Origin of the sequence: Streptomyces sp. NPDC051211 (assembly GCF_040689505.1) — a bacterium.
GTDB lineage: Bacteria > Actinomycetota > Actinomycetes > Streptomycetales > Streptomycetaceae > Streptomyces.
The window spans coordinates 1-19,993 of record NZ_JBFBAV010000051.1 but is presented as its reverse complement, the minus strand read 5'-3'; the positions used below and the strand labels follow the sequence as shown (position 1 = coordinate 19,993).

Here is a 19,993-nt window from a genome sequence, read left to right as displayed (position 1 = left end):
TCGGAAAGCGGCCAGTTGTAAGGTCGAACTGTTCAACACCCGCGCACAGCACAAGGGGACGGCAGAGGATATGACCGTGCAGCAGGAGGCTCCCGCCAACGGAACCGCAGGATCCGGAGGCGACGGAGAGCCGCTGGAGGTCTGGATCGACCAGGACCTCTGCACCGGCGACGGCATCTGCGCCCAGTACGCGCCGGAGGTGTTCGAGCTGGACATCGACGGTCTGGCGTATGTGAAGAGCGCGGAGGACGAGCTGCTGCAGGAGCCGGGGGCGACTGCTCCGGTTCCGCTGGTGCTGCTCCAGGACGTGGTGGACTCGGCCAAGGAGTGCCCGGGGGACTGCATCCACGTAAGGCGCGTTTCGGACAGGGTCGAGGTGTACGGGCCGGACGCCGGGTAGCGGGTCAGGCACTCCGCGCTTCGGCGTCTGTCAGCTCCTGGCTGAATTTTCCGGCGGCCCAAACCCACTTGGCGAGCTGCTTGGTGTCGGGGCAGCAGCGGGGCACGTCGGGGGTCGAGTAGCCGAGCAGGGTGGCGGTGACGGCTCCGTCACGTACGGCGAGCTCGGTGACGTTCTTGCGCTGCGCGGCGGGGAGCAGGGTGGCGACGACGCGGGGCGTGCTCCCGGCGGCGGGGTCCGCGACGAGGACGTAGACGGCGTTGGGCGGGGTGCCCAGGCCTGCTTCGCAGCGGACGGCGGCCACGGTGTCGGGGCGGTGGTCGCCGTCGAGGTCGCCCTGGGCGCTGGCGGTGACCTGGTGGGGTCCGCCGCGGCAGTCGAGGGGGTAGGCGGCGGCGCCCGGATCGGGGGCGGTGGCCACGGCCTGGGGGCCGCCGGGCGCGGCGGTGCTGCGGGCGCCGGCGGCGGGGGTGGGCTGGAGGAGTCCGGCTCCTGCGATCACGGCGGCCATGGCGACTGCGGTGGCGAGCCAGTGGGCGGGGCGGGCGTCGGTGTGCGCGAGGGCGGTTTCGGCGGGGTTGTGCACGGGGGCGTCTCCTGCGCGGGGGATGACGGGGAGCCAGCATCGTGCCATACGGGCCGGTGGGGCGGAACGCGGGGGTCCGCGGCAGCTCGTGCGAGGTTGGGCAACGCAAAGGCGCCGTGCCGCAGTTCCGTTGGGTTTCGCGGGAACTGCGGCACGGCGCCGTGGTGTTGTGGGTGGGTCGTCCGGGGTGTCCGGTCAGCCGCGGCCGGAGCCGCCGGAGCCGCTGCCGGGACCCTCGTAGTCCTCGCCGTAGGCGCCCTTGGCGGGGCGGCGGCGGCGCAGCGGGGGCTCGACGCCGTCCGCGAGGCGGCGGGCGGTGACGAGGAAGCCGGTGTGCCCGATCATGCGGTGGTCGGGGCGGACGGCGAGGCCTTCCACGTGCCAGTTGCGGATCATCGATTCCCAGGGCTGCGGCTCGGCGAAGCAGCCGATCTCGCGGATGGACTCGACGGTCTTGGACAGCTGGGTGGTGGTGGCCACGTAGCAGCAGAGGATGCCGCCGGGGACCAGGGCCTTCTTGACCGCCTCCAGGCATTCCCAGGGGGCGAGCATGTCGAGGATCACGCGGTCGACGTCGGTGTCGGACAGGTTGTCCTGGAGGTCGCCGACGGTCAGCTGCCACGCGGGGTGCGGGCCGCCGAAGTAGCGCTCGACGTTGTCCTTGGCGATCTCGGCGAAGTCGGCTCGGCGCTCGTAGCTGTGGAGCATGCCCTGGTCGCCGATGGCGCGGAGCAGGAAGCTGCTGAGGGAGCCGGAACCCACGCCCGCCTCCACGACGCGGGCGCCGGGGAAGATGTCGGCGAAGGCCAGGATCTGGCCTGCGTCCTTGGGGTAGACCACGGCGGCGCCGCGGGGCATGGACAGGACGTAGTCGGGGAGCAGGGGGCGCAGCGCAAGGTACGCGACGTTCCCCGTGGTACGGACAACACTGCCCTCGGGAGCGCCGATCAGCTCGTCGTGCGGGAAGGAACCCTTGTGGGTGTGGAAATTCTTCCCGGCTTCGAGCGTGAACGTGTAGTGGCGTCCCTTGGGGTCGGTGAGCTGGACCTGGTCCCCGACCTTGAAGGGCCCGCGTCGGCGGGCGGCACCGGTCGGTTCGGACATGTGACCAGTGTATTGGCTTCAGGAGTGGGGCCGCGCCATGGCCTTGAAGAAGGCCTTCTCGACGTCGAGGGTGGAGAGCACGCCGTAGATGGCTCCGTCGGACTGCACGACGAGGTATTCGGTGGCGGGGGTGGTGCGGAGGTGGTCGAGGAGTTCTTCGCCCGCGAGGTCCGCGGAAACCTTCATGCCGTCGGTGAGGTCCTGGGCGAGGGTGCTGACGGCGACCCAGGGGCGGCGGTGTTCGGGGACGGAGGCGATGGCCGTTTCGCGGACGATCGCGGTGGGGTCGCCGAGGCCGTCGGTGATGACGAGGGCGCGGGCGCCGGACTCGTTGGCGCGGCGGAGGGCCTCGGAGAGCGGGGTGGCGGCCTGGACGGGGATGGCGCGGCGGGTGAGGGTGCGGGCGCGGAGTTCGGGGAGGTGCTCGCGAAGGCGGGCCATGCGGAGGCTGTTGCCGGCGCCGGTCCACATGATCGCGGCGAGGATGGCGGCGAGCAGGGCGTTCATGACGGTGTCCATGCCGCCGGTCTGGTCGTCGCCGGAGCCGATGACGCCGGTTTCGGTGAGGAGGGGCAGGCCGAGGAGGACGGCGACGGCGATGGCGCGGCCGACCCAGGCGGCGGCGACGGTGCCGGACATGGCGCGGCCGGTGATGCCCCAGATGACGGCGCGGAGCATGCGGCCGCCGTCGAGGGGGAGGCCGGGGAGCAGGTTGAACACGGCGACGATCAGGTTGGCGATCATCAGGCCGGCGAGGAGGACGCCGGGGACGGTGCCGGGTTCGACGGCGTTCATGCCGAGGTAGAAGGCGCCGGCGAGGAGGAGGGAGAGCAGCGGGCCGACCCCGGCGAGGACGAATTCGCGGCCGGGGCTCTGGGCCTCGTCGACGTGGGTGGCGCCGCCGACGAACTGGAGCTGGATGCGGCGGACGGTGAGTTTGAAGCGGAGTCCGGCGACGGCGTGCGCGAGTTCGTGGACGAGGACCGAGGCGTAGAAGGCGACGGCGAAGAAGAGGGCGACGAGGTAGCGGGCGGCGCCGAGGCCGGGCAGTACCTGGTCGAGGCGGTCGCCGAAGATCCAGGTGATGAGGGCCGCGACCACGAACCAGCTGGGCGAGACGTAGACGGGTACGCCGAAGGGGCGGCCCATGAGGAGTCCGCCGCCCGGTTCGGAGCGCCGGCCCGGGCGCTCGCCGGTCTCGTCGGTGTCTGCCACGGCTGTCCTTCGTTCGGTGCGTGTCGGCCGGGGGGTGGTGGCCGATGTGTCCGGTGGGCCCCGTTGCGCGGGGTGATGCTCCGATCATGCAGTGCGAGGGGGGCCGGCGTCGATGGTATGCGCGTGCTGTCGGTGGCGGGTCGTAGGGTCTGTGTCATGACGATGTCTTCCGGGTCTTCCGGTGCTGTGCCCGGCGCAGCCGATGCCGATGCCGCGCCGGTTGCGGCCCGGCCCACTTCGCTGTCCCCGTCGCGGGCGAGCGATTTCATGCAGTGCCCGCTGCTGTACCGGTTCCGGGTGATCGACAAGCTGCCGGAGAAGCCCAGTGCGGCTGCTACCCGCGGGACGCTGGTGCATGCGGTGCTGGAGCGGCTTTTCGATCACCCGGCGGAGGAGCGGACGGCTCCGCGGGCGAAGGCGCTGGTTCCTGGGCAGTGGGACCGGCTGCTGGAGTCGCGGCCGGAGCTGTCGGAGCTGTTCCCGGCGGATGACGGCGGTGAGGGGCTGGCGCGTTGGCTGACGGAGGCCGAGGCGCTGGTGGAGCGGTGGTTCACGCTGGAGGACCCGACGCGGCTGGAGCCGGTGGAGCGGGAGTTCTTCGTGGAGACGGAGCTGGAGTCGGGGCTGCGGCTGCGCGGGATCATCGACCGGGTGGACGTGGCGCCGACGGGCGAGGTGCGGATCGTCGACTACAAGACGGGGAAGGCGCCGCGGCCGGAGTATGCCGAGGGCGCGCTGTTCCAGATGAAGTTCTATGCGCTGGTGGTGTGGCGCTTGAAGCGGGTGGTGCCGCGGCGGCTGCAGCTGGTGTACCTGGGCAGCGGTGAGGTGCTGACGTACGACCCGGTGGTGGCCGATCTGGAGCGGGTGGAGCGGAAGCTGCACGCGCTGTGGGAGGCGATCAAGGAGGCGACGGCGTCGGGTGAGTGGCGTCCGCGGCCGACGAAGCTGTGCGGATGGTGTGATCATCAGGCGGTCTGTCCGGAATTCGGGGGCACTCCCCCGGCCTATCCCCTGATGATCATCCCGAGGGGCGATGCCGAAGGGTCCGTCCCCGCGGAATCCTGATCGTCCGATCAGGGCAGAATGGGCGGCGTATGTCGATGCCGCCGTACGAATACGAGGTGGACCCCGTGGCGATCCGCGTCCTTCTGGTCGATGACCAGCCCCTGCTGCGCACCGGCTTCCGGATGATCCTGGAGGCGGAGCAGGACCTTGCGGTCGTCGGCGAGGCCGGGGACGGCCTGCAGGCCCTGGACCAGGTGCGGGCGCTTCAGCCGGATGTGGTGCTGATGGACATCCGGATGCCGCGGATGGACGGGGTGGAGGCGACCCGGCAGATCACCGGTCCGGGCCGGGACGGTCCGGCGAAGGTGCTGGTGCTGACCACGTTCGATCTGGACGAGTACGTGGTGGAGGCGCTGCGGGCGGGTGCCAGCGGGTTCCTGCTGAAGGATGCGCCGGCCAATGAACTGGTCCAGGCGATCCGGGTGGTGGCGGCCGGCGAGGCGATGCTGGCGCCGTCGATCACGCGGCGGCTGCTCGACAAGTACGCGGGCCATCTGCCGTCGGGCGAGGAGTCCGTTCCGGACACGCTGGGGACGCTGACCGAGCGTGAGGTCGAGGTGTTGAAGCTGGTGTCCCGCGGTCTGTCCAACGCGGAGATCGCGGCGGACCTGTTCGTGAGCGAGACCACCGTCAAGACGCATGTGGGGCACGTGCTGACGAAGCTGGGCCTGCGCGACCGAGTGCAGGCGGCGGTGTACGCGTACGAGAGCGGCCTGGTGCGGCCGGGCGCGCAGTAGTCGAGAACGCCGGAGGGGCCGGCCCGCGGTGCGGGCCGGCCCCTCCGGCGTGTGCGGGCTCAGCCCTTGCTGATCTCCCAGAAGCGGAAGACGGTGGAGGCGTCCAGCGACCACTGCAGGCCGGTGACGTTGGGGCGGACCACCGCGTACTGCTTGCTCTGCCAGAGCGGGAGGAGCGGGAGTTCCTCGGCGACGATGTCCTGGAGGCGGGCGTAGTCGGTGGAGCTGGCGGTGCGGTCGGAGACCGCGGAGGTCGCCGGGATGATCCGCTCGCTGATCTCCTTGTTGAGGTAGTTGTTCTTCAGGACGTTGTCTTTGCCGAAGAACGGCTGGGTGAAGTTGTCCGCGTCCGGGTAGTCCGGCACCCAGCCCTTGAGGTAGACGCCGTACTTGCCGGCCTCGATGTCCTTCTCGTACTGGTCGAACTCGACCGACTTGACGTCGGCCTCGAACAGCCCGCTGTCGTTGAGCTGCTTGGCGATGACCGCGAACTGCTGGTCGGCGGCCGGGCCGTAGCGGGTCGGGGTGGACCAGAGGGTCAGCTTGACCTTGCCCTTGATGCCGGCCTTCTGGAGGATTTCCTTGGCCTTGTCGGGCTGCGGGGAGGAGCCGTACTTGTCGAAGAAGGCCGTGGTGTGGCCGCCGATGCCGGCCGGGACGATCGAGTACAGCGGGGTCGCGGTGCCCTGGAAGACGCTCTTGACGAGGGCCTCGCGGTCGAGCAGGTAGGCCATGGCCTTGCGGACGGGGAGCTTCCCGACGACCGGGTCGTTCATGTTGAAGACGAGGTGCTCGACCTCGGCGCCGGTGCCCTGGACCGCGGACGGCTTGCCGTCGGTGCCGCCGGAGGAGGCGGGGTTCGGGATGTCCTGCGGAGCCAGGCCGCGGAAGGCGAAGTCGACCTGGCCGGCGTCGATGGCCTTCTTCAGGGCCGCTTGGTCCCCGTCGAAGAACTTGATGGTCACACCGGTGTTCTTGACCTTGGCCTGGCCGGTGTAGGACCCGTTGACGGAGAACTCGGCGGTCTTCTCGCCGAAGGAGTCCAGCTTGTACACGCCGGAGCCGGTGGCCTTGCCGTCGGCGCGGAGCTTGTCGGCGGGGTATTCGCGGTGGTCGACGATGGAGCCCGCACCCGAGGCGATCTTGCTGGGGAAGGTCGCGTCGGAGTTCTTGAGGCGGAAGACGACGGTCTTCTCGTCGGGGGTGTCGATGCGGGCTATGGACGAGAGCATCACGGCGGGGCCGTTCTCGTCGTTGATCTTCAGCGTGCGCTCGAAGGAGTACTTGACGTCCTTCGAGGTGAGGCTGTTGCCGTTGCTGAACTTCAGCCCGGGGCGCAGGGTGCAGGAGAACACCTTGCTGTCGCCGCCGTTGAAGCCGCAGGCCTGGGCGGCGTCCGGGGCGGGCGTGGTGGAGCCCTTGGGGAAGTGCAGCAGGGACTGGAAGACGTTGTTGAACAGCAGCCAGGAGCCCGGGTCGTAGCCCGACGCGGGGTCGGTGGCCTTGACCTGGTCGGACATTCCCATGACCACCGTGCTGCTGCCGCCGCCGGCGGTGCTCTCCTGCGCGCCGCAACCGCTGAGCAGCGCCGCCGCGGTGGCCGCGCCGAGCGGGGCCGCCAACCACTGGTTACGAATCTTCACGCGAATGTCCTTCACAGTCTTGTACGCCTTGATCCCCGGCCGCGACGCCCGCCGCCGGTTGCCGCAGTGGTCAGCCGCTGACGCCGCGGCCGAGTTCCCACAGCTGGAGGTCGGAGATGGAGTTGACGGACCACTCCACTCCGGTGATGCCGTCGCGCGCGGCGACGTACTGCTTGCCCTGCCACAGCGGCAGGACGGGTACGTCCTCGGCAACGATGTCCTGCATGTCCCCGATGGCGGATGCGGCCAGGTTGCGGTCGGCCGCGCGCCGGGATTCGGGGATGAGCTTGGTGCGCACCGTGCTGTTCGCGTACGGCGTGCCCAGGAAGTTGTCCTGCTCCAGGAAGGGAGCGAGGAAGTTGTCGGCGTCCGCGTAGTCGGGGAACCAGCCGAGCCCGTAGGCGGCGTAGTCGCCCTTCTTCTGGGCCGGCCGGAAGTCGGCCCAGTCGGTGCCCTGGACGGTCACGTCGAACAGCTTGGTGGCGTTGAGCTGGGCCTTGAGGGCCTCGAACTCGGCTGCCGTGCCGTCGCCGTAGTGGTCCTTGGTGTAGTTGAGCGTGAGCTTGACGGGGGTCTTGACGTTGGCTGCGCGCAGCAGGTTCGCGGCGACCTGGGGGTCGCCGTCCCCGTACTTGTTGAAGAAGGAGTTGACGTGGCCGGGGACGCTGCTGGGGACGAGGGAGTACAGCGGCTGGGCGCTCTTGCCGTAGACCTGGGAGATGAGCTTGCCGCGGTCGACGGAGGCGGCGATGGCCTGGCGTACGGCCTTGTCCTTGACCACCGGGGCTTCGGTGTTGAAGCCGATGTAGCGGATTTCCAGGCCGGGCAGCGGGACCAGCTTGACGCCCTTGGGCGGGGTGGCCGAGAACTGCTTGATCTGGGCGGGCGACAGGGTGCGGGAGACCACGTGGATGTCTCCGCCGGTGAGGGCCTTGCCCATGGCCTCGGAGTCCTCGAACATGCGCAGTTCGACCTTGTCGTTCTGCGGCTTGAGGTCGCCCTTGTACTTCCCGTTCCGGGTGAAGACGGCCCGGACCAGCTTGTTGTCCTTGACTTCGGCCTTCATCGTGTACGGGCCGGAGCCGTCGACTTCGAAGCCTTCGCGGAGCTTCTCGGCCTGGTACGTCTCGCTGTTGACGATGCCGGTGGCCGGGGTGGAGAGCTTGTGCGGGAAGGTCGCGTCGGGGGTCTTCAGCCGGAAGACCACCGTGTCCTCGCCCTTGGTCTCGACCCTGTCGAGGGTGGAGAGGAGGGAGGCGGGGCCGTTCTCGTCCTTGATGGCGAGGACCCGGTCGATGGAGAACTTGACGTCCTCGGCGGTGAGCGGGTCGCCGTTCGCGAAGGTGAGGCCGGGCCGCAGGGTGCAGCGGTAGGTCTGGTTGCCGGCTTCGGTGAACCGGCAGTCGGATGCGGCCTCGGGGACGGGCTGGCCGCCGCCGCGGGGGGTGTGCATCAGGGTCTGGACGGTCTGGCGGAGCACGTTCCAGGCGCCGGCGTCGTAGGCGTAGGCCGGGTCGAACGGTGCGGGGGCGAACTCGGCGGCCTCGAACCGGTCGGTGGTACCGACGACGATCGCTCCTGAGCCTGCTCCTCCGCCACTCGCGCTGCCGCATGCGGTCAGCACGGGGGTGAGCAGACCGGCCGCGGCCGTCAGCACCATGGTCTTGCGGTTCATCCTGGAAGTTCTCCCTCAACCGGCACTTGCTCACAGCGGTACAGAGGGCACTTCGCGGCGGTCGCCCGTTCTGGGCGGAACGATCGGGCCGGTGTAAGAACGATCGGTCCACGCGGTCCCGGCACGTGGGTGTGTGTCCGGGGCGGCTGAGGTGCGGCGAGGTGCCTGCGACGACATTAGTGGCCCTGGACGGGATGGCTGGAACTGGCCGGACTTGGGGTGTAATCGCACCGTGATGGGAACGAACTGGCTGGTCACCCAGGGGCACCGGCCGATTCGGTCAGGAGCTGATCAATCAGGACACAACGTAAGGGCACGGGACGCAGAAAGCCGCCCGGGGGGCCCGTCACGGGTGACCAAGGTCACGCTGAGCAACTGCCCCGGAGAGGATGGAATTTCGGCCTCCGCTAGCCCCGACGAGAGATCCTTCCGCGGGACCCCGGTTCCGGCACCGTTCCGTTCGGCGCCGGGCCCGTACGCAGCGTGCGCGGTCAGTTCATCCGGGTGATGAGCGAGCGCAGGAACGGAAGGTCCACGTCCTCCAGGGAGCCGACCACGGTGCGGCCCGGGGCGGGGGCGATCAGGCCGATCGAGGGGACGGCGACGACCCGGCAGCCGGCCGCCTCTGCGGCGGCGACCCCGGTGGCGGTGTCCTCCACGACGGCGCAGCGCGAGGGGTGGGCGCCGAGGGCGTTGGCGGCGAACAGGTAGGGGTCGGGGTGCGGCTTGGTGCGCGGGACCTCGTCGCCGGCGACGGTCAGGGCGAACCGGTCCGGTCCCAGGGACTGGAGGATCCGGTCGATGACCCGGCGGTGGGAGGCGGAGACCAGGGCGGTGGGCACGTTGTTCCGGGCCAGCTCGGACAGCAGCCGCTCGGCGCCGGGCATCAGCGGCACCTGCTCGGCGATCCGTGCCTCGAAGCGCTCGTTGAGGAGCACGCTGAGCTCGCCGACGGAGATGTCCGCGCCGGTGGAGTCGATGAGGAAGCGGGCGCTGCGGGTCATCGGACCGCCGACCACGATGGACCGCCAGGATTCCTCGAGCCGGTGTCCGAGCTCGCCGAAGACCGCCACCTCCGCGTCCCACCAGAAGTCCTCGGTGTCGACCAACGTGCCGTCCATGTCCAGCAGCACCGCCTGGAGGGCCGACCCGTCGGCGGTACGGGCGACGGGAGCGGAAACAGTGCTGGTCATGCGCACGACCTCTCGGAAGGGACGAGAAGGCCGGTCACCTCTCCCCCTGGGCGTGCCCGGGAAAGACAGGCGACCGGCCTGTATGGGACCGACAAGTGTACGTCGGTCCGCCTCAGCGTGCGTTGAAATACTTCGCTTCGGGGTGGTGGATCACGATCGCGTCGGTGGACTGCTCCGGGTGGAGCTGGAACTCCTCCGAGAGGTGGACCCCGATGCGCTCCGGCTGGAGCATGTCGGCGATCTTCGCGCGGTCCTCCAGGTCGGGGCAGGCCCCGTAGCCGAGGGAGAAGCGGGCACCCCGGTACTTGAGGTCGAACATGTCCTCGACCGCCTCCGGGTCCTCGCCGGCGAAGCCGAGTTCGGCCCGGACCCGGGCGTGCCAGTACTCGGCGAGGGCCTCGGCGAGCTGGACGGACAGGCCGTGCAGCTCCAGGTACTCGCGGTAGGAGTCGGACTCGAAGAGCTTGGCGGTGGCCTCGCCGATCCGGGAGCCGACGGTGACCACCTGGAGGCCGACCACGTCGGTCTCGCCGGACTCCTCGGGGCGGAAGAAGTCCGCGAGGCAGAGGCGGCGGCCGCGGCGCTGGCGCGGGAAGGTGAACCGGGTCCGCTCGTTGCCCTGCTCGTCGAGGATGATCAGGTCCTCGCCCTTGGAGACGCAGGGGAAGTAGCCGTAGACCACGGCGGCTTCCAGCAGGTTCTCGGTGTGCAGCTTCTCCAGCAGGCCGCGCAGCCGCGGCCGGCCCTCGGTCTCGACGAGCTCTTCGTACGTCGGACCGCCGGCGCGGGCCTGCTTGAGGCCCCACTGGCCCTTGAACAGGGCGCCCTCGTCCAGCCAGGACGCGTAGTCCTTGAGCGGGATGCCCTTGACCACGCGGGTGCCCCAGAACGGCGGGGTGGGGACGGGGTTGTCGACGGCGACGTCGGAGCGGCCGCCGGGCTCCTCCGGCTCCTCCACCTGGAGGAGCGGGGTGTCCCGCTTGGCGACCCGGCGCTGCTTGAGCTCGGGCAGGGCGGCTCCGGGGACGCCGCGCTTGACGGCGATCAGCGCGTCCATCAGGCGCAGGCCCTCGAAGGCGTCGCGGGCGTAGCGGACTTCGCCCTCGTAGATCTCGTGGAGGTCCTGTTCGACGTAGGCGCGGGTGAGGGCGGCACCGCCGAGGATGACCGGGTAGTCGGCCGCCAGCTTGCGCTGGTTCAGCTCCTCCAGGTTCTCCTTCATGATCACGGTGGACTTCACGAGCAGGCCGGACATGCCGATGACGTCGGCGCGGTGTTCCTCGGCGGCTTCCAGGATCGCGGAGACGGGCTGCTTGATGCCCAGGTTGACCACGTTGTAGCCGTTGTTGGACAGGATGATGTCGACGAGGTTCTTGCCGATGTCGTGGACGTCGCCGCGGACGGTGGCGAGGACGATGGTGCCCTTGCCTTCCGCGTCGGACTTCTCCATGTGGGGCTCCAGGTAGGCCACGGCGGTCTTCATGACCTCCGCGGACTGGAGCACGAACGGCAGCTGCATCTGGCCGGAGCCGAAGAGCTCGCCGACCACCTTCATGCCTTCGAGCAGGGTGTCGTTGACGATGTCCAGGGCGGGGCGCCCGGCCAGCGCCTCGTCCAGGTCGGCCTCCAGGCCGTTCTTCTCGCCGTCGATGATGCGGCGCTGGAGGCGCTCCTCCAGCGGGAGGGCGAGGAGTTCCTCGGCGCGGCCGGCCTTCAGCGACTTGGTGTTGACGCCCTCGAACAGCGCCATCAGCTTCTGCAGCGGGTCGTAGCCCTCCGCGCGCCGGTCGTAGATCAGGTCGAGGGCGGTGGTGACCTGCTCCTCGTCGAAGCGGGCGATCGGCAGGATCTTGCTGGCGTGCACGATCGCCGAGTCGAGGCCGGCCTTGACGCACTCGTCGAGGAAGACGGAGTTCAGCAGGACGCGGGCGGCCGGGTTGAGGCCGAAGGAGATGTTCGACAGGCCGAGGGTGGTCTGCACCTCGGGGTGGCGGCGCTTGAGCTCGCGGATCGCCTCGATCGTGGCGATGCCGTCCTTGCGGGACTCCTCCTGGCCGGTGCAGATGGTGAAGGTGAGGGTGTCGATGAGGATGTCCGACTCGTGGATGCCCCAGTTGCCCGTCAGGTCGTCGATGAGGCGTTCGGCGATGGCGACCTTGTTCTCGACGGTGCGGGCCTGGCCCTCCTCGTCGATGGTCAGGGCGATCAGCGCGGCGCCGTGCTCCTGGGCCAGTCGGGTGACCTGGGCGAACCGGGACTCGGGTCCGTCGCCGTCCTCGTAGTTGACCGAGTTGATGACGGCGCGGCCGCCGAGCTTCTCCAGGCCGGCCCGGATGACGCCGACCTCGGTGGAGTCCAGCACGATCGGCAGGGTGGAGGCGGTGGCGAAGCGGCCGGCCAGCTCCTCCATGTCGGCGACGCCGTCGCGGCCGACGTAGTCCACGCACAGGTCCAGCATGTGCGCGCCCTCGCGGATCTGGTCCCGGGCCATCTCCACGCAGTCGTCCCAGCGGCCGTCCAGCATGGCCTCGCGGAACTTCTTCGACCCGTTGGCGTTCGTCCGCTCGCCGATCGCCATGTACGCGGTGTCCTGGCGGAACGGGACGGTCTGGTAGAGCGAGGAGGCCCCGGGCTCGGGGCGCGGGTCGCGGGCCTGGGGGGCGAGGCCGTGGACGCGCTCGGCGACCTGGCGCAGGTGCTCGGGGGTGGTGCCGCAGCAGCCGCCGACCAGGGACAGGCCGTACTCGCGGACGAAGGTCTCCTGGGCGTCGGCGAGCTCGCTCGCCGACAGCGGGTAGTGCGCGCCGTTCTTGCCGAGGACGGGCAGGCCGGCGTTGGGCATGCAGGAGATCGGGATGCGGGCGTGCCGGGCGAGGTAGCGCAGGTGCTCGCTCATCTCGGCGGGGCCGGTGGCGCAGTTCAGGCCGATCATGTCGATGCCGAGCGGTTCCAGCGCGGTGAGGGCCGCGCCGATCTCGGAGCCGAGCAGCATGGTGCCGGTGGTCTCGACGGTGACGGAGCAGATCAGCGGGACGTTCACGCCGAGGGCCTCCATGGCGCGGCGGGCGCCGATGATGGAGGACTTGGTCTGCAGGAGGTCCTGGGTGGTCTCCACCAGGAGGGCGTCGGCGCCGCCGGTGAGGAGGCCCTCTGCGTTGATCTGGTAGGCGTCGCGGATGGTCGCGTACGAGACGTGGCCGAGGGTGGGCAGCTTGGTGCCGGGGCCCATGGAGCCCAGCACCCAGCGCTGGCGGCCGGTGGAGGCGGTGAACTCGTCGGCGACCTCGCGGGCGATGCGCGCACCGGCCTCGGACAGCTCGAAGTTCCGGTCCGCGATGTCGTACTCGGCCAGGGCGGCGAAGTTGGTGCCGAAGGTGTTGGTCTCGACGCAGTCCACGCCCACGGAGAAGTACGCCTCGTGCACCGAGCGGACGATGTCCGGGCGGGTCGCGTTGAGGACCTCGTTGCAGCCTTCGAGCTGCTGGAAGTCCTCCATCGTGGGGTCCTGCGCCTGGAGCATGGTTCCCATGGCCCCGTCGGCGACGACCACGCGGGTGGCGAGCGCCTCTCGGAGGGCATCGGCCCGGGTCTGGGTGTCTGCGGGCGGGTTCGGCAGCGAGGCCATGGTGTTGCTCCCTGGGATGCGACGGCTGTCGGCTTTGCACCTTCCTCGAAGGTGCACGCGGTCAGGGTAACCGCGCCGGGCACGGCCCGGTTAGGGCGTCCCACGGGCCGGACTGCATTCTGTGCGCTGGGGTGTCACCCGGCGACGCGGTCTTGACAGACTTTGTCAACAGTGCGCGAGGTCGACATCGACCGATAGTGTTCAGCATTGTCGAACTACGTGAGCAGGACGTGAGCAGGAGGAGGCTGCGCGATGGCACGGAACATCCAGTCGCTCGAACGAGCCGCTGCGATGCTGCGGCTGCTGGCCGGCGGGGAGCGCCGGCTGGGGCTGTCGGACGTGGCGTCCTCGCTCGGCCTGGCCAAGGGCACCGCGCACGGCATCCTGCGCACCCTGCAGGCCGAGGGCTTCGTCGAGCAGGACCCGGCGTCGGGCCGCTACCAGCTGGGCGCCGAGCTGCTGCGGCTGGGCAACAGCTATCTGGACGTGCACGAGCTTCGGGCGCGGGCGCTGGTCTGGACTGACGACCTGGCGCGGGCCAGCGGCGAGAGCGTGTACGTGGGCGTGCTGCACAAGAGCGGGGTGCTGATCATGCACCACGTGTTCCGGCCCGACGACAGCCGGCAGGTGCTGGAGGTGGGGGCTATGCAGCCGCTGCACTCCACGGCCCTGGGCAAGGTGCTGTCGGCCTATGACCCGGTGGCGCACAGCGAGGCCGTGGAGGTGGCGCGGGAGGCGTTCACCCCCCGCACCGTGACCGGCCTGGAGGGGTTCGAGTCGGTGCTGGCGCTGACCCGGGCGCGCGGCTGGGCCTCGGACGTCGAGGAGACCTGGGAGGGCATCGCCTCGGTGGCGGCCCCCATTCACGACCGGCGCCGGATGCCGGTGGGCGCGGTGGCCGTGTCGGGTGCGGTGGAGCGGGTCTGCGGCGAGAACGGGGAGCCGCTGCCCACGCTGATCGCATCCGTCCGGGACTGCGCACGGTCGGTTTCGCGCGATCTCGGAGCCGGCCGGTTCTGACCTTCCCTTCATCGACCGCACCCCCGCCTGGAGGCCACCATGTGGCCTCTTTTGGCGTTTTTTGACCTTGCTTCGGCCAGGTCATGGGTATGAGATGGCCTGATTTGGTCGATCGTACCGAGTGGTAACGATCCGGCAATCTGACCTGGCCGCCCCTTGACGCATTCTTCACCTGGCCGGAAAACTGCCGTTCATCGGTCGGCATTGTCGAACACCTACCGGCAATACGCGTTAGGGTGTGGCAAGGCCAAGGACCGGTGCAGCACTCACCGAGTGCGCGGACGAACCGGTGGGACCCGGTGTCCGCCCACCCTCTGGACGTAGGACAAAGGAGTCGCGGGTGTCCAGCTCCGACATCTTCATCGGCGAGACCATCGGTACCGCCGTACTCATCCTGCTCGGCGCCGGCGTGGTTGCCGCCGTCGTGCTCAAGCGCTCGAAGGCGCAGAACGCGGGCTGGCTGGCGATCACCTTCGGGTGGGGCTTCGCGGTCATGACCGCCGTCTACATGACCGGCACCCTGTCCGGCGCCCACCTCAACCCGGCCGTCACCGTCGGTATCGCGATCAAGGACGGCGACTGGGGCAACGTTCCGGTCTACTTCGCCGGCCAGCTGCTCGGCGCCATGATCGGTGCCACGCTCGCCTGGGTCGCGTACTACGGCCAGTTCCAGGCTCACCTCACCGATCCGGAGATCGTCGCCACCAAGTCCGAGCACGCGGGACTGGTCGACCAGAAGACGGAGCCGACCGCCGGCCCGGTGCTCGGCGTCTTCTCCACCGGCCCCGAGGTCCGGAACGTGTGGCAGAACCTCGCCACCGAGATCATCGGCACCATGGTGCTCGTGCTCGCGGTACTCGCCTTCGGCCTCAACGACGACGGCAAGGGCCTCGGCACCCTCGGCGGTCTGATCGTCGCCCTGACCGTGGTCAGCATCGGCCTCTCGCTCGGCGGCCCGACCGGCTACGCCATCAACCCGGCGCGCGACCTGGGTCCGCGCATCGTGCACGCGCTGCTTCCGCTGCCGAACAAGGGCGGCTCCGACTGGGGATACGCCTGGATCCCCGTCGTCGGCCCGCTGATCGGCGGAGCCCTCGCGGCGGGTATCTACAACCTCGCGTTCGTCTAAGTCGTTCGTCCAAGCCGTTCGCCTACCGGACCTCCCAGGAGCAGCCACCATGACCAGCAGCACCGGCCCGTTCATCGCGGCCATCGACCAGGGCACCACCTCCTCCCGCTGCATCGTCTTCGACCGCGACGGCCGCATCGTCGCCGTCGACCAGAAGGAGCACGAGCAGATCTTCCCGAAGCCGGGCTGGGTCGAGCACGACGCCAAGGAGATCTGGGCGAACGTCCAGGAGGTCGTCGCCGGGGCCATCGCCAAGGCCGAGATCACCGCTGCCGACGTCAAGGCCGTCGGCATCACCAACCAGCGCGAGACCACCGTCCTGTGGGACAAGAACACCGGCGAGCCGGTGCACAACGCGCTGGTCTGGCAGGACACCCGCACCGACTCCCTGTGCAAGGAGCTCGGCCGCAACGTCGGCCAGGACCGCTTCCGCCGCGAGACCGGCCTGCCGCTGGCGAGCTACTTCGCCGGCCCGAAGGTCCGCTGGCTGCTCGACAACGTCGAGGGCCTGCGCGAGCGCGCCGAGGCCGGGGACATCCTCTTCGGCACCATGGACTCCTGGGTCATCTGGAACCTGACCGGCGGCGTCGAGGGCGGCGTGCACGTCACGGACGTCACCAACGCCTCCCGCACCATGCTGATGAACCTCCACACCCTGGAGTGGGACGAGCGCATCGCCGAGTCGATGGGCGTCCCGACCACGGTCCTGCCGGAGATCCGGTCCTCCGCCGAGGTCTACGGCGAGGTCAAGGAAGGCGTCCTCGCGGGCGTACCCGTCGCCTCCGCGCTCGGCGACCAGCAGGCCGCCCTGTTCGGCCAGACCTGCTTCGCCGAGGGCGAGGCCAAGTCCACGTACGGCACCGGCACGTTCATGCTGATGAACACCGGCGACAAGATCATCAACTCCTACAGCGGCCTGCTGACCACGGTCGGCTACCAGATCGGCCAGGACAAGCCGGTCTACGCGCTGGAGGGCTCCATCGCCGTCACCGGCTCGCTCGTCCAGTGGATGCGCGACCAGATGGGCCTGATCAAGTCCGCGGCCGAGATCGAGACCCTTGCCTCCTCCGTCGAGGACAACGGCGGCGCCTACTTCGTGCCCGCCTTCTCCGGCCTGTTCGCCCCGTACTGGCGCTCCGACGCCCGCGGTGTGATCGCCGGCCTCACCCGGTACGTCACCAAGGCGCACATCGCCCGTGCCGTGCTGGAGGCCACCGCCTGGCAGACCCGTGAGATCACCGACGCCATGACCAAGGACTCGGGCGTCGAGCTCGCCGCCCTCAAGGTCGACGGCGGCATGACCTCCAACAACCTGCTGATGCAGACCCTCTCGGACTTCCTGGACGCCCCCGTGGTCCGTCCCATGGTCGCCGAGACCACCTGCCTCGGTGCCGCCTACGCCGCCGGCCTGGCCGTCGGCTTCTGGCCCGACACCGACGCGCTGCGCGCCAACTGGCGCCGGGCCGCGGAGTGGACCCCGCGGATGCCCGCCGACCAGCGGGAGCGCGAGTACAAGAGCTGGCTCAAGGCCGTTGAGCGGACCATGGGCTGGGTCGACGACGAAGACGCCAGCTGACCGCCGCACTGGTTGAGCTGACGCAAGCGACGACGAGGAGCTAAGAAAATGAGCAGCCTGCAGAGCGTGCCCGCCCCGGGCACGCACCCGACCACCGGTTCGCTGGGTTCGTCCCGTATGGCGAGCCGCGCCGAGACCCGCGAGCAGCTGGCGAACGCCACGTACGACCTGCTGGTGATCGGCGGCGGCATCCTGGGCACCTCGGTGGCCTGGCACGCCGCGCAGTCGGGTCTGCGGGTCGCCATGGTGGACGCCGGCGACTTCGCCGGCGCCACCTCCTCGGCCTCCTCCAAGCTCGTCCACGGCGGTCTGCGCTACCTGCAGACCGGCGCGGTCAAGCTGGTCGCCGAGAACCACCACGAGCGCCGGGTGCTGGCCAAGGACGTGGCCCCGCACCTGGTCAACCCGCTCACCTTCTACCTGCCCGTCTACAAGGGCGGACCGGTCGGTGCGGCCAAGCTGGGCGCGGGCGTGTTCGCGTACTCCGCCCTCTCGGCCTTCGGCGACGGCATGGGCAAGGTCATATCCCCGGCCCGCGCCGCCGCCGACAACCCGGGCCTGCGGACCGACAACCTGAAGGCCGTCGCGGTCTACTACGACCACCAGATGAACGACTCCCGGGTCGCCGTCATGACGGTCCGCGCGGCCGTCGAGTCCGGCGCGGTCGTCCTCAACCACGCCGAGGTCACCGGTCTGCGGACGACCCGGGGCCGGGTCTCCGGCGCCGAGCTCAAGGACCGCCTGGACGGCACCGAGTTCGGGGTCAACGCGCGTGTCGTGCTCAACGCCACCGGCCCGTGGGTGGACCACCTGCGGCGCATGGAAGACAAGCACTCCATGCCCTCGATCCGCCTCTCCAAGGGCGCGCACATCGTGATGAAGCGCAAGTCGCCGTGGAAGGCCGCCATGGCCACCCCGATCGACAAGTACCGCATCACCTTCGCCCTCCCCTGGGAGGACCAGCTGCTGCTCGGCACCACCGACGAGGTGTACGAGGGCGACCCGGCGGACGTGCGCGCCACCGAGTCCGACATCCAGCAGATCCTGGACGAGGCCGCGTTCTCGGTGAAGGACGCCGACCTCGACCGGTCCCTGATGACCTACGCGTTCGCCGGCCTGCGGGTACTGCCCGGCGGCCCCGGCGGCGTCGAGAAGGCCAAGCGCGAGACCGTGGTCTCCGAGGGCAAGGGCGGCATGCTGTCGGTCGCCGGCGGCAAGTGGACGACGTACCGCCACATCGGCCGCGTCGTGATGGACAAGCTGGCCAAGCTCCCCGGCAGCCCGCTGACCGAGGACATGGAGCCGGTGAAGTCCCTGGTCCGCCGGGTCCCGCTGCCCGGTGTCGCCAACCCGAACGCGGTCGCGCACCGGCTGCTGGTGGACCGCGAGCCGGGCATGCGGATGGACCCGCTCACCGCCCGCCACCTGGCCTCCCACTACGGCTCGCTGGCCTTCGACATCGCCCGCCTGGCCAACGAGGACCCGGCGCTCGGCGAGCGGATCCACGAGGACGGCCCGGAGATCTGGGCGCAGGTCGCCTACGCCCGCGACTTCGAGTGGGCGCAGACCGTGGACGACGTGCTGCGCCGCCGCACCACGGTGACCGTCCGCGGCCTGGACGACGCCTCCGTGCGGGCCCGGGTCGAGGAGATGCTGGCCCGCAAGGCGTAGCCCGTACCTTTCGCAGAGGGGGCGGTTCCGGCCGGAACCGCCCCTTTGCCGTGGGCTGTAACAGGTGTCGTATCAAGGCATAGGCTGGCCCTCGTACACGAGGGAACTTCGGAAGGAGACCTGGGTGATCGAGCTGGAGGGCGTGCCCGAGCTGATCGACCCGGTCATGGTGGCCGCGTTCGAAGGATGGAACGACGCGGGCGACGCGGCCTCCGGTGCAGTCGCGCACCTGGACCGGGAATGGAAGGGCGAGGTCTTCGCGGCGCTCGACGCCGAGGACTACTACGACTTCCAGGTCAACCGGCCGACGGTGTGGCTGGACAACGGAGTACGGAAGATCACCTGGCCGACGACCCGGCTGTCGGTGGTCCGGATCGGCGGCGCCAAGCCGCGCGACCTCGTGCTGGTCCGCGGAATCGAACCGTCCATGCGGTGGCGGTCCTTCTGCAACGAGATCCTCGGCTTCGCGCACGAGCTGGGCGTCGAGATGGTGGTCATCCTGGGCGCCCTGCTGGGCGACACCCCGCACACCCGGCCGGTGCCGGTCAGCGGGGTCACCTCCGACGCGGACCTGGCGCGGACGATGGACCTGGAGGAAACCCGGTACGAGGGCCCGACGGGCATCGTCGGCGTCCTCCAGGAGGCCTGTACGCACGCGGGCGTTCCGGCGGTGTCGCTGTGGGCGGCGGTCCCCCACTACGTCTCCCAGCCGCCCAACCCCAAGGCGACGCTGGCTCTGCTGAACCGGCTGGAGGATCTGATCGACATCCGGATCCCGCTCGGCGAACTCCCGGAGGACGCAAGGGCGTGGCAGCTGGGCGTGGACCAACTCGCCGCCGAGGACAGCGAGGTGGCGGAGTACGTCCAGACGCTGGAGGAGGCCCGGGACACGGCGGACCTCCCGGAGGCCTCCGGGGACGCGATCGCCCGCGAGTTCGAGCGCTACCTGCGGCGGCGGGATCCGTCGCCGGAGCCGGGCACGGCCGACGGCTCGTACCTGCGGGACACGTCCAGCGGCCGGACGAAGCCGCCGCGCCTGAAGCCGGACTCTTCCGCCGCTGGGGAGGATCCCGTCCCCCCGGAGGACCCGGACACACCGGAGGCGTAACCCGGCCCCGCCGGGCCCCTTGCGGCTGGGTTGCCGCGCAGCGGCAATTCCAGCCCGCCGGGGGTGGAGCCCCCTCCAGCCCCGTCGGCGTTTGAGGCGCGGGGGTCAGGGGGCAGAGCCCCCGGCAACGGCGCCGCACCAGGCAGGGCAGCCGCTGCGCGGAGCTGTTCCCCTACCCGCCCCTTCCCGAAACCGGGCTCTGCCCGGACCCGGGGCGCCAACGCCCGCGGGGCGGGGAATGGC

15 protein-coding genes are annotated in these 19,993 nt (G+C 70.1%); 8 read left to right on the top strand and 7 right to left on the bottom strand.

The genetic code is table 11. The features are described 5' to 3' along the window. The first annotated feature begins 70 nt into the window (after window positions 1–70). On the top strand, window positions 71–400 hold the full coding sequence (locus tag AB0447_RS31840; RefSeq protein WP_366480340.1) for a ferredoxin: 330 nt from the start codon (window positions 71–73) through the stop codon (window positions 398–400). Between the two features lie 4 nt (window positions 401–404). Here AB0447_RS31840 and AB0447_RS31835 read toward each other — a convergent pair whose 3' ends face one another. From AB0447_RS31835 to AB0447_RS31825, 3 genes are all read right to left on the bottom strand, one after another. Beyond that, window positions 405–986 (bottom strand): hypothetical protein, encoded by a 582-nt coding sequence (locus tag AB0447_RS31835; RefSeq protein WP_366480339.1) that lies wholly within the window; start codon window positions 984–986, stop codon window positions 405–407. Window positions 987–1,181: 195 nt separating this feature from the next. Continuing rightward, window positions 1,182–2,090 (bottom strand): tRNA (adenine-N1)-methyltransferase, encoded by a 909-nt coding sequence (locus tag AB0447_RS31830; RefSeq protein WP_366480338.1) that lies wholly within the window; start codon window positions 2,088–2,090, stop codon window positions 1,182–1,184. Window positions 2,091–2,108: 18 nt separating this feature from the next. Next, entirely contained in the window at window positions 2,109–3,305 is a 1,197-nt protein-coding gene (locus tag AB0447_RS31825) for a site-2 protease family protein (protein WP_366480337.1), read from the bottom strand. 162 nt (window positions 3,306–3,467) lie between these two features. Between AB0447_RS31825 and AB0447_RS31820 the strand changes: the two genes are divergently transcribed. Further along, window positions 3,468–4,373 (top strand): RecB family exonuclease, encoded by a 906-nt coding sequence (locus AB0447_RS31820; RefSeq protein ID WP_366480365.1) that lies wholly within the window; start codon window positions 3,468–3,470, stop codon window positions 4,371–4,373. 65 nt (window positions 4,374–4,438) lie between these two features. Next, window positions 4,439–5,110: a response regulator transcription factor gene (locus AB0447_RS31815; RefSeq protein ID WP_366480364.1), complete on the top strand. Its 672-nt coding sequence runs from the start codon at window positions 4,439–4,441 to the stop codon at window positions 5,108–5,110. A gap of 59 nt (window positions 5,111–5,169) precedes the next feature. Here the strand turns inward: AB0447_RS31815 and AB0447_RS31810 are convergent, their stop codons facing one another. From AB0447_RS31810 to metH, 4 genes are all read right to left on the bottom strand, one after another. Beyond that, window positions 5,170–6,753: an ABC transporter substrate-binding protein gene (locus AB0447_RS31810; RefSeq protein WP_366480336.1), complete on the bottom strand. Its 1,584-nt coding sequence runs from the start codon at window positions 6,751–6,753 to the stop codon at window positions 5,170–5,172. Window positions 6,754–6,823: 70 nt separating this feature from the next. Further along, a complete protein-coding gene (locus tag AB0447_RS31805; RefSeq protein ID WP_366480335.1) occupies window positions 6,824–8,428 on the bottom strand; it encodes an ABC transporter substrate-binding protein in 1,605 nt (534 codons plus the stop codon). Window positions 8,429–8,919: 491 nt separating this feature from the next. Continuing rightward, the gene (locus AB0447_RS31800) at window positions 8,920–9,621 is read right to left on the bottom strand and encodes an HAD family phosphatase (RefSeq protein ID WP_366480334.1); all 702 of its coding nucleotides are present in this window, start codon (window positions 9,619–9,621) and stop codon (window positions 8,920–8,922) included. A 112-nt stretch (window positions 9,622–9,733) separates the two neighbouring features. Further along, entirely contained in the window at window positions 9,734–13,246 is a 3,513-nt protein-coding gene (gene metH / locus AB0447_RS31795; RefSeq protein ID WP_366480333.1) for a methionine synthase, read from the bottom strand. 252 nt (window positions 13,247–13,498) lie between these two features. Here metH and AB0447_RS31790 point away from each other — a divergent pair, with 252 nt between their 5' ends. The 5 genes from AB0447_RS31790 to AB0447_RS31770 all read left to right on the top strand — a co-directional run bounded on the left by AB0447_RS31790 (window position 13,499) and on the right by AB0447_RS31770 (window position 19,750). Continuing rightward, the gene (locus AB0447_RS31790) at window positions 13,499–14,266 is read left to right on the top strand and encodes an IclR family transcriptional regulator (RefSeq protein ID WP_366480331.1); all 768 of its coding nucleotides are present in this window, start codon (window positions 13,499–13,501) and stop codon (window positions 14,264–14,266) included. Between the two features lie 340 nt (window positions 14,267–14,606). Next, entirely contained in the window at window positions 14,607–15,395 is a 789-nt protein-coding gene (locus tag AB0447_RS31785) for an MIP/aquaporin family protein (protein WP_366480330.1), read from the top strand. 49 nt (window positions 15,396–15,444) lie between these two features. Then, on the top strand, window positions 15,445–16,971 hold the full coding sequence (gene glpK, locus AB0447_RS31780) for a glycerol kinase GlpK (RefSeq protein WP_366480329.1): 1,527 nt from the start codon (window positions 15,445–15,447) through the stop codon (window positions 16,969–16,971). A gap of 48 nt (window positions 16,972–17,019) precedes the next feature. Continuing rightward, a complete protein-coding gene (locus AB0447_RS31775; RefSeq protein WP_366480328.1) occupies window positions 17,020–18,642 on the top strand; it encodes a glycerol-3-phosphate dehydrogenase/oxidase in 1,623 nt (540 codons plus the stop codon). A gap of 124 nt (window positions 18,643–18,766) precedes the next feature. Further along, entirely contained in the window at window positions 18,767–19,750 is a 984-nt protein-coding gene (locus AB0447_RS31770; RefSeq protein ID WP_366480327.1) for a PAC2 family protein, read from the top strand. Window positions 19,751–19,993: the final 243 nt, after the last annotated feature.

What these genes read in the sequence shown, in the direction of transcription:
- AB0447_RS31840 (WP_366480340.1), top strand. Translation starts at nt 71, where the DNA reads ATGACCGTGCAGCAGGAGGCTCCCGCCAACGGAACCGCAGGATCCGGA.
- AB0447_RS31830 (WP_366480338.1), bottom strand. Translation starts at nt 2,090, where the DNA reads ATGTCCGAACCGACCGGTGCCGCCCGCCGACGCGGGCCCTTCAAGGTC.
- AB0447_RS31820 (WP_366480365.1), top strand. Translation starts at nt 3,468, where the DNA reads ATGTCTTCCGGGTCTTCCGGTGCTGTGCCCGGCGCAGCCGATGCCGAT.
- AB0447_RS31805 (WP_366480335.1), bottom strand. Translation starts at nt 8,428, where the DNA reads ATGAACCGCAAGACCATGGTGCTGACGGCCGCGGCCGGTCTGCTCACC.
- AB0447_RS31800 (WP_366480334.1), bottom strand. Translation starts at nt 9,621, where the DNA reads ATGACCAGCACTGTTTCCGCTCCCGTCGCCCGTACCGCCGACGGGTCG.
- metH (WP_366480333.1), bottom strand. Translation starts at nt 13,246, where the DNA reads ATGGCCTCGCTGCCGAACCCGCCCGCAGACACCCAGACCCGGGCCGAT.
- AB0447_RS31790 (WP_366480331.1), top strand. Translation starts at nt 13,499, where the DNA reads ATGGCACGGAACATCCAGTCGCTCGAACGAGCCGCTGCGATGCTGCGG.
- glpK (WP_366480329.1), top strand. Translation starts at nt 15,445, where the DNA reads ATGACCAGCAGCACCGGCCCGTTCATCGCGGCCATCGACCAGGGCACC.
- AB0447_RS31775 (WP_366480328.1), top strand. Translation starts at nt 17,020, where the DNA reads ATGAGCAGCCTGCAGAGCGTGCCCGCCCCGGGCACGCACCCGACCACC.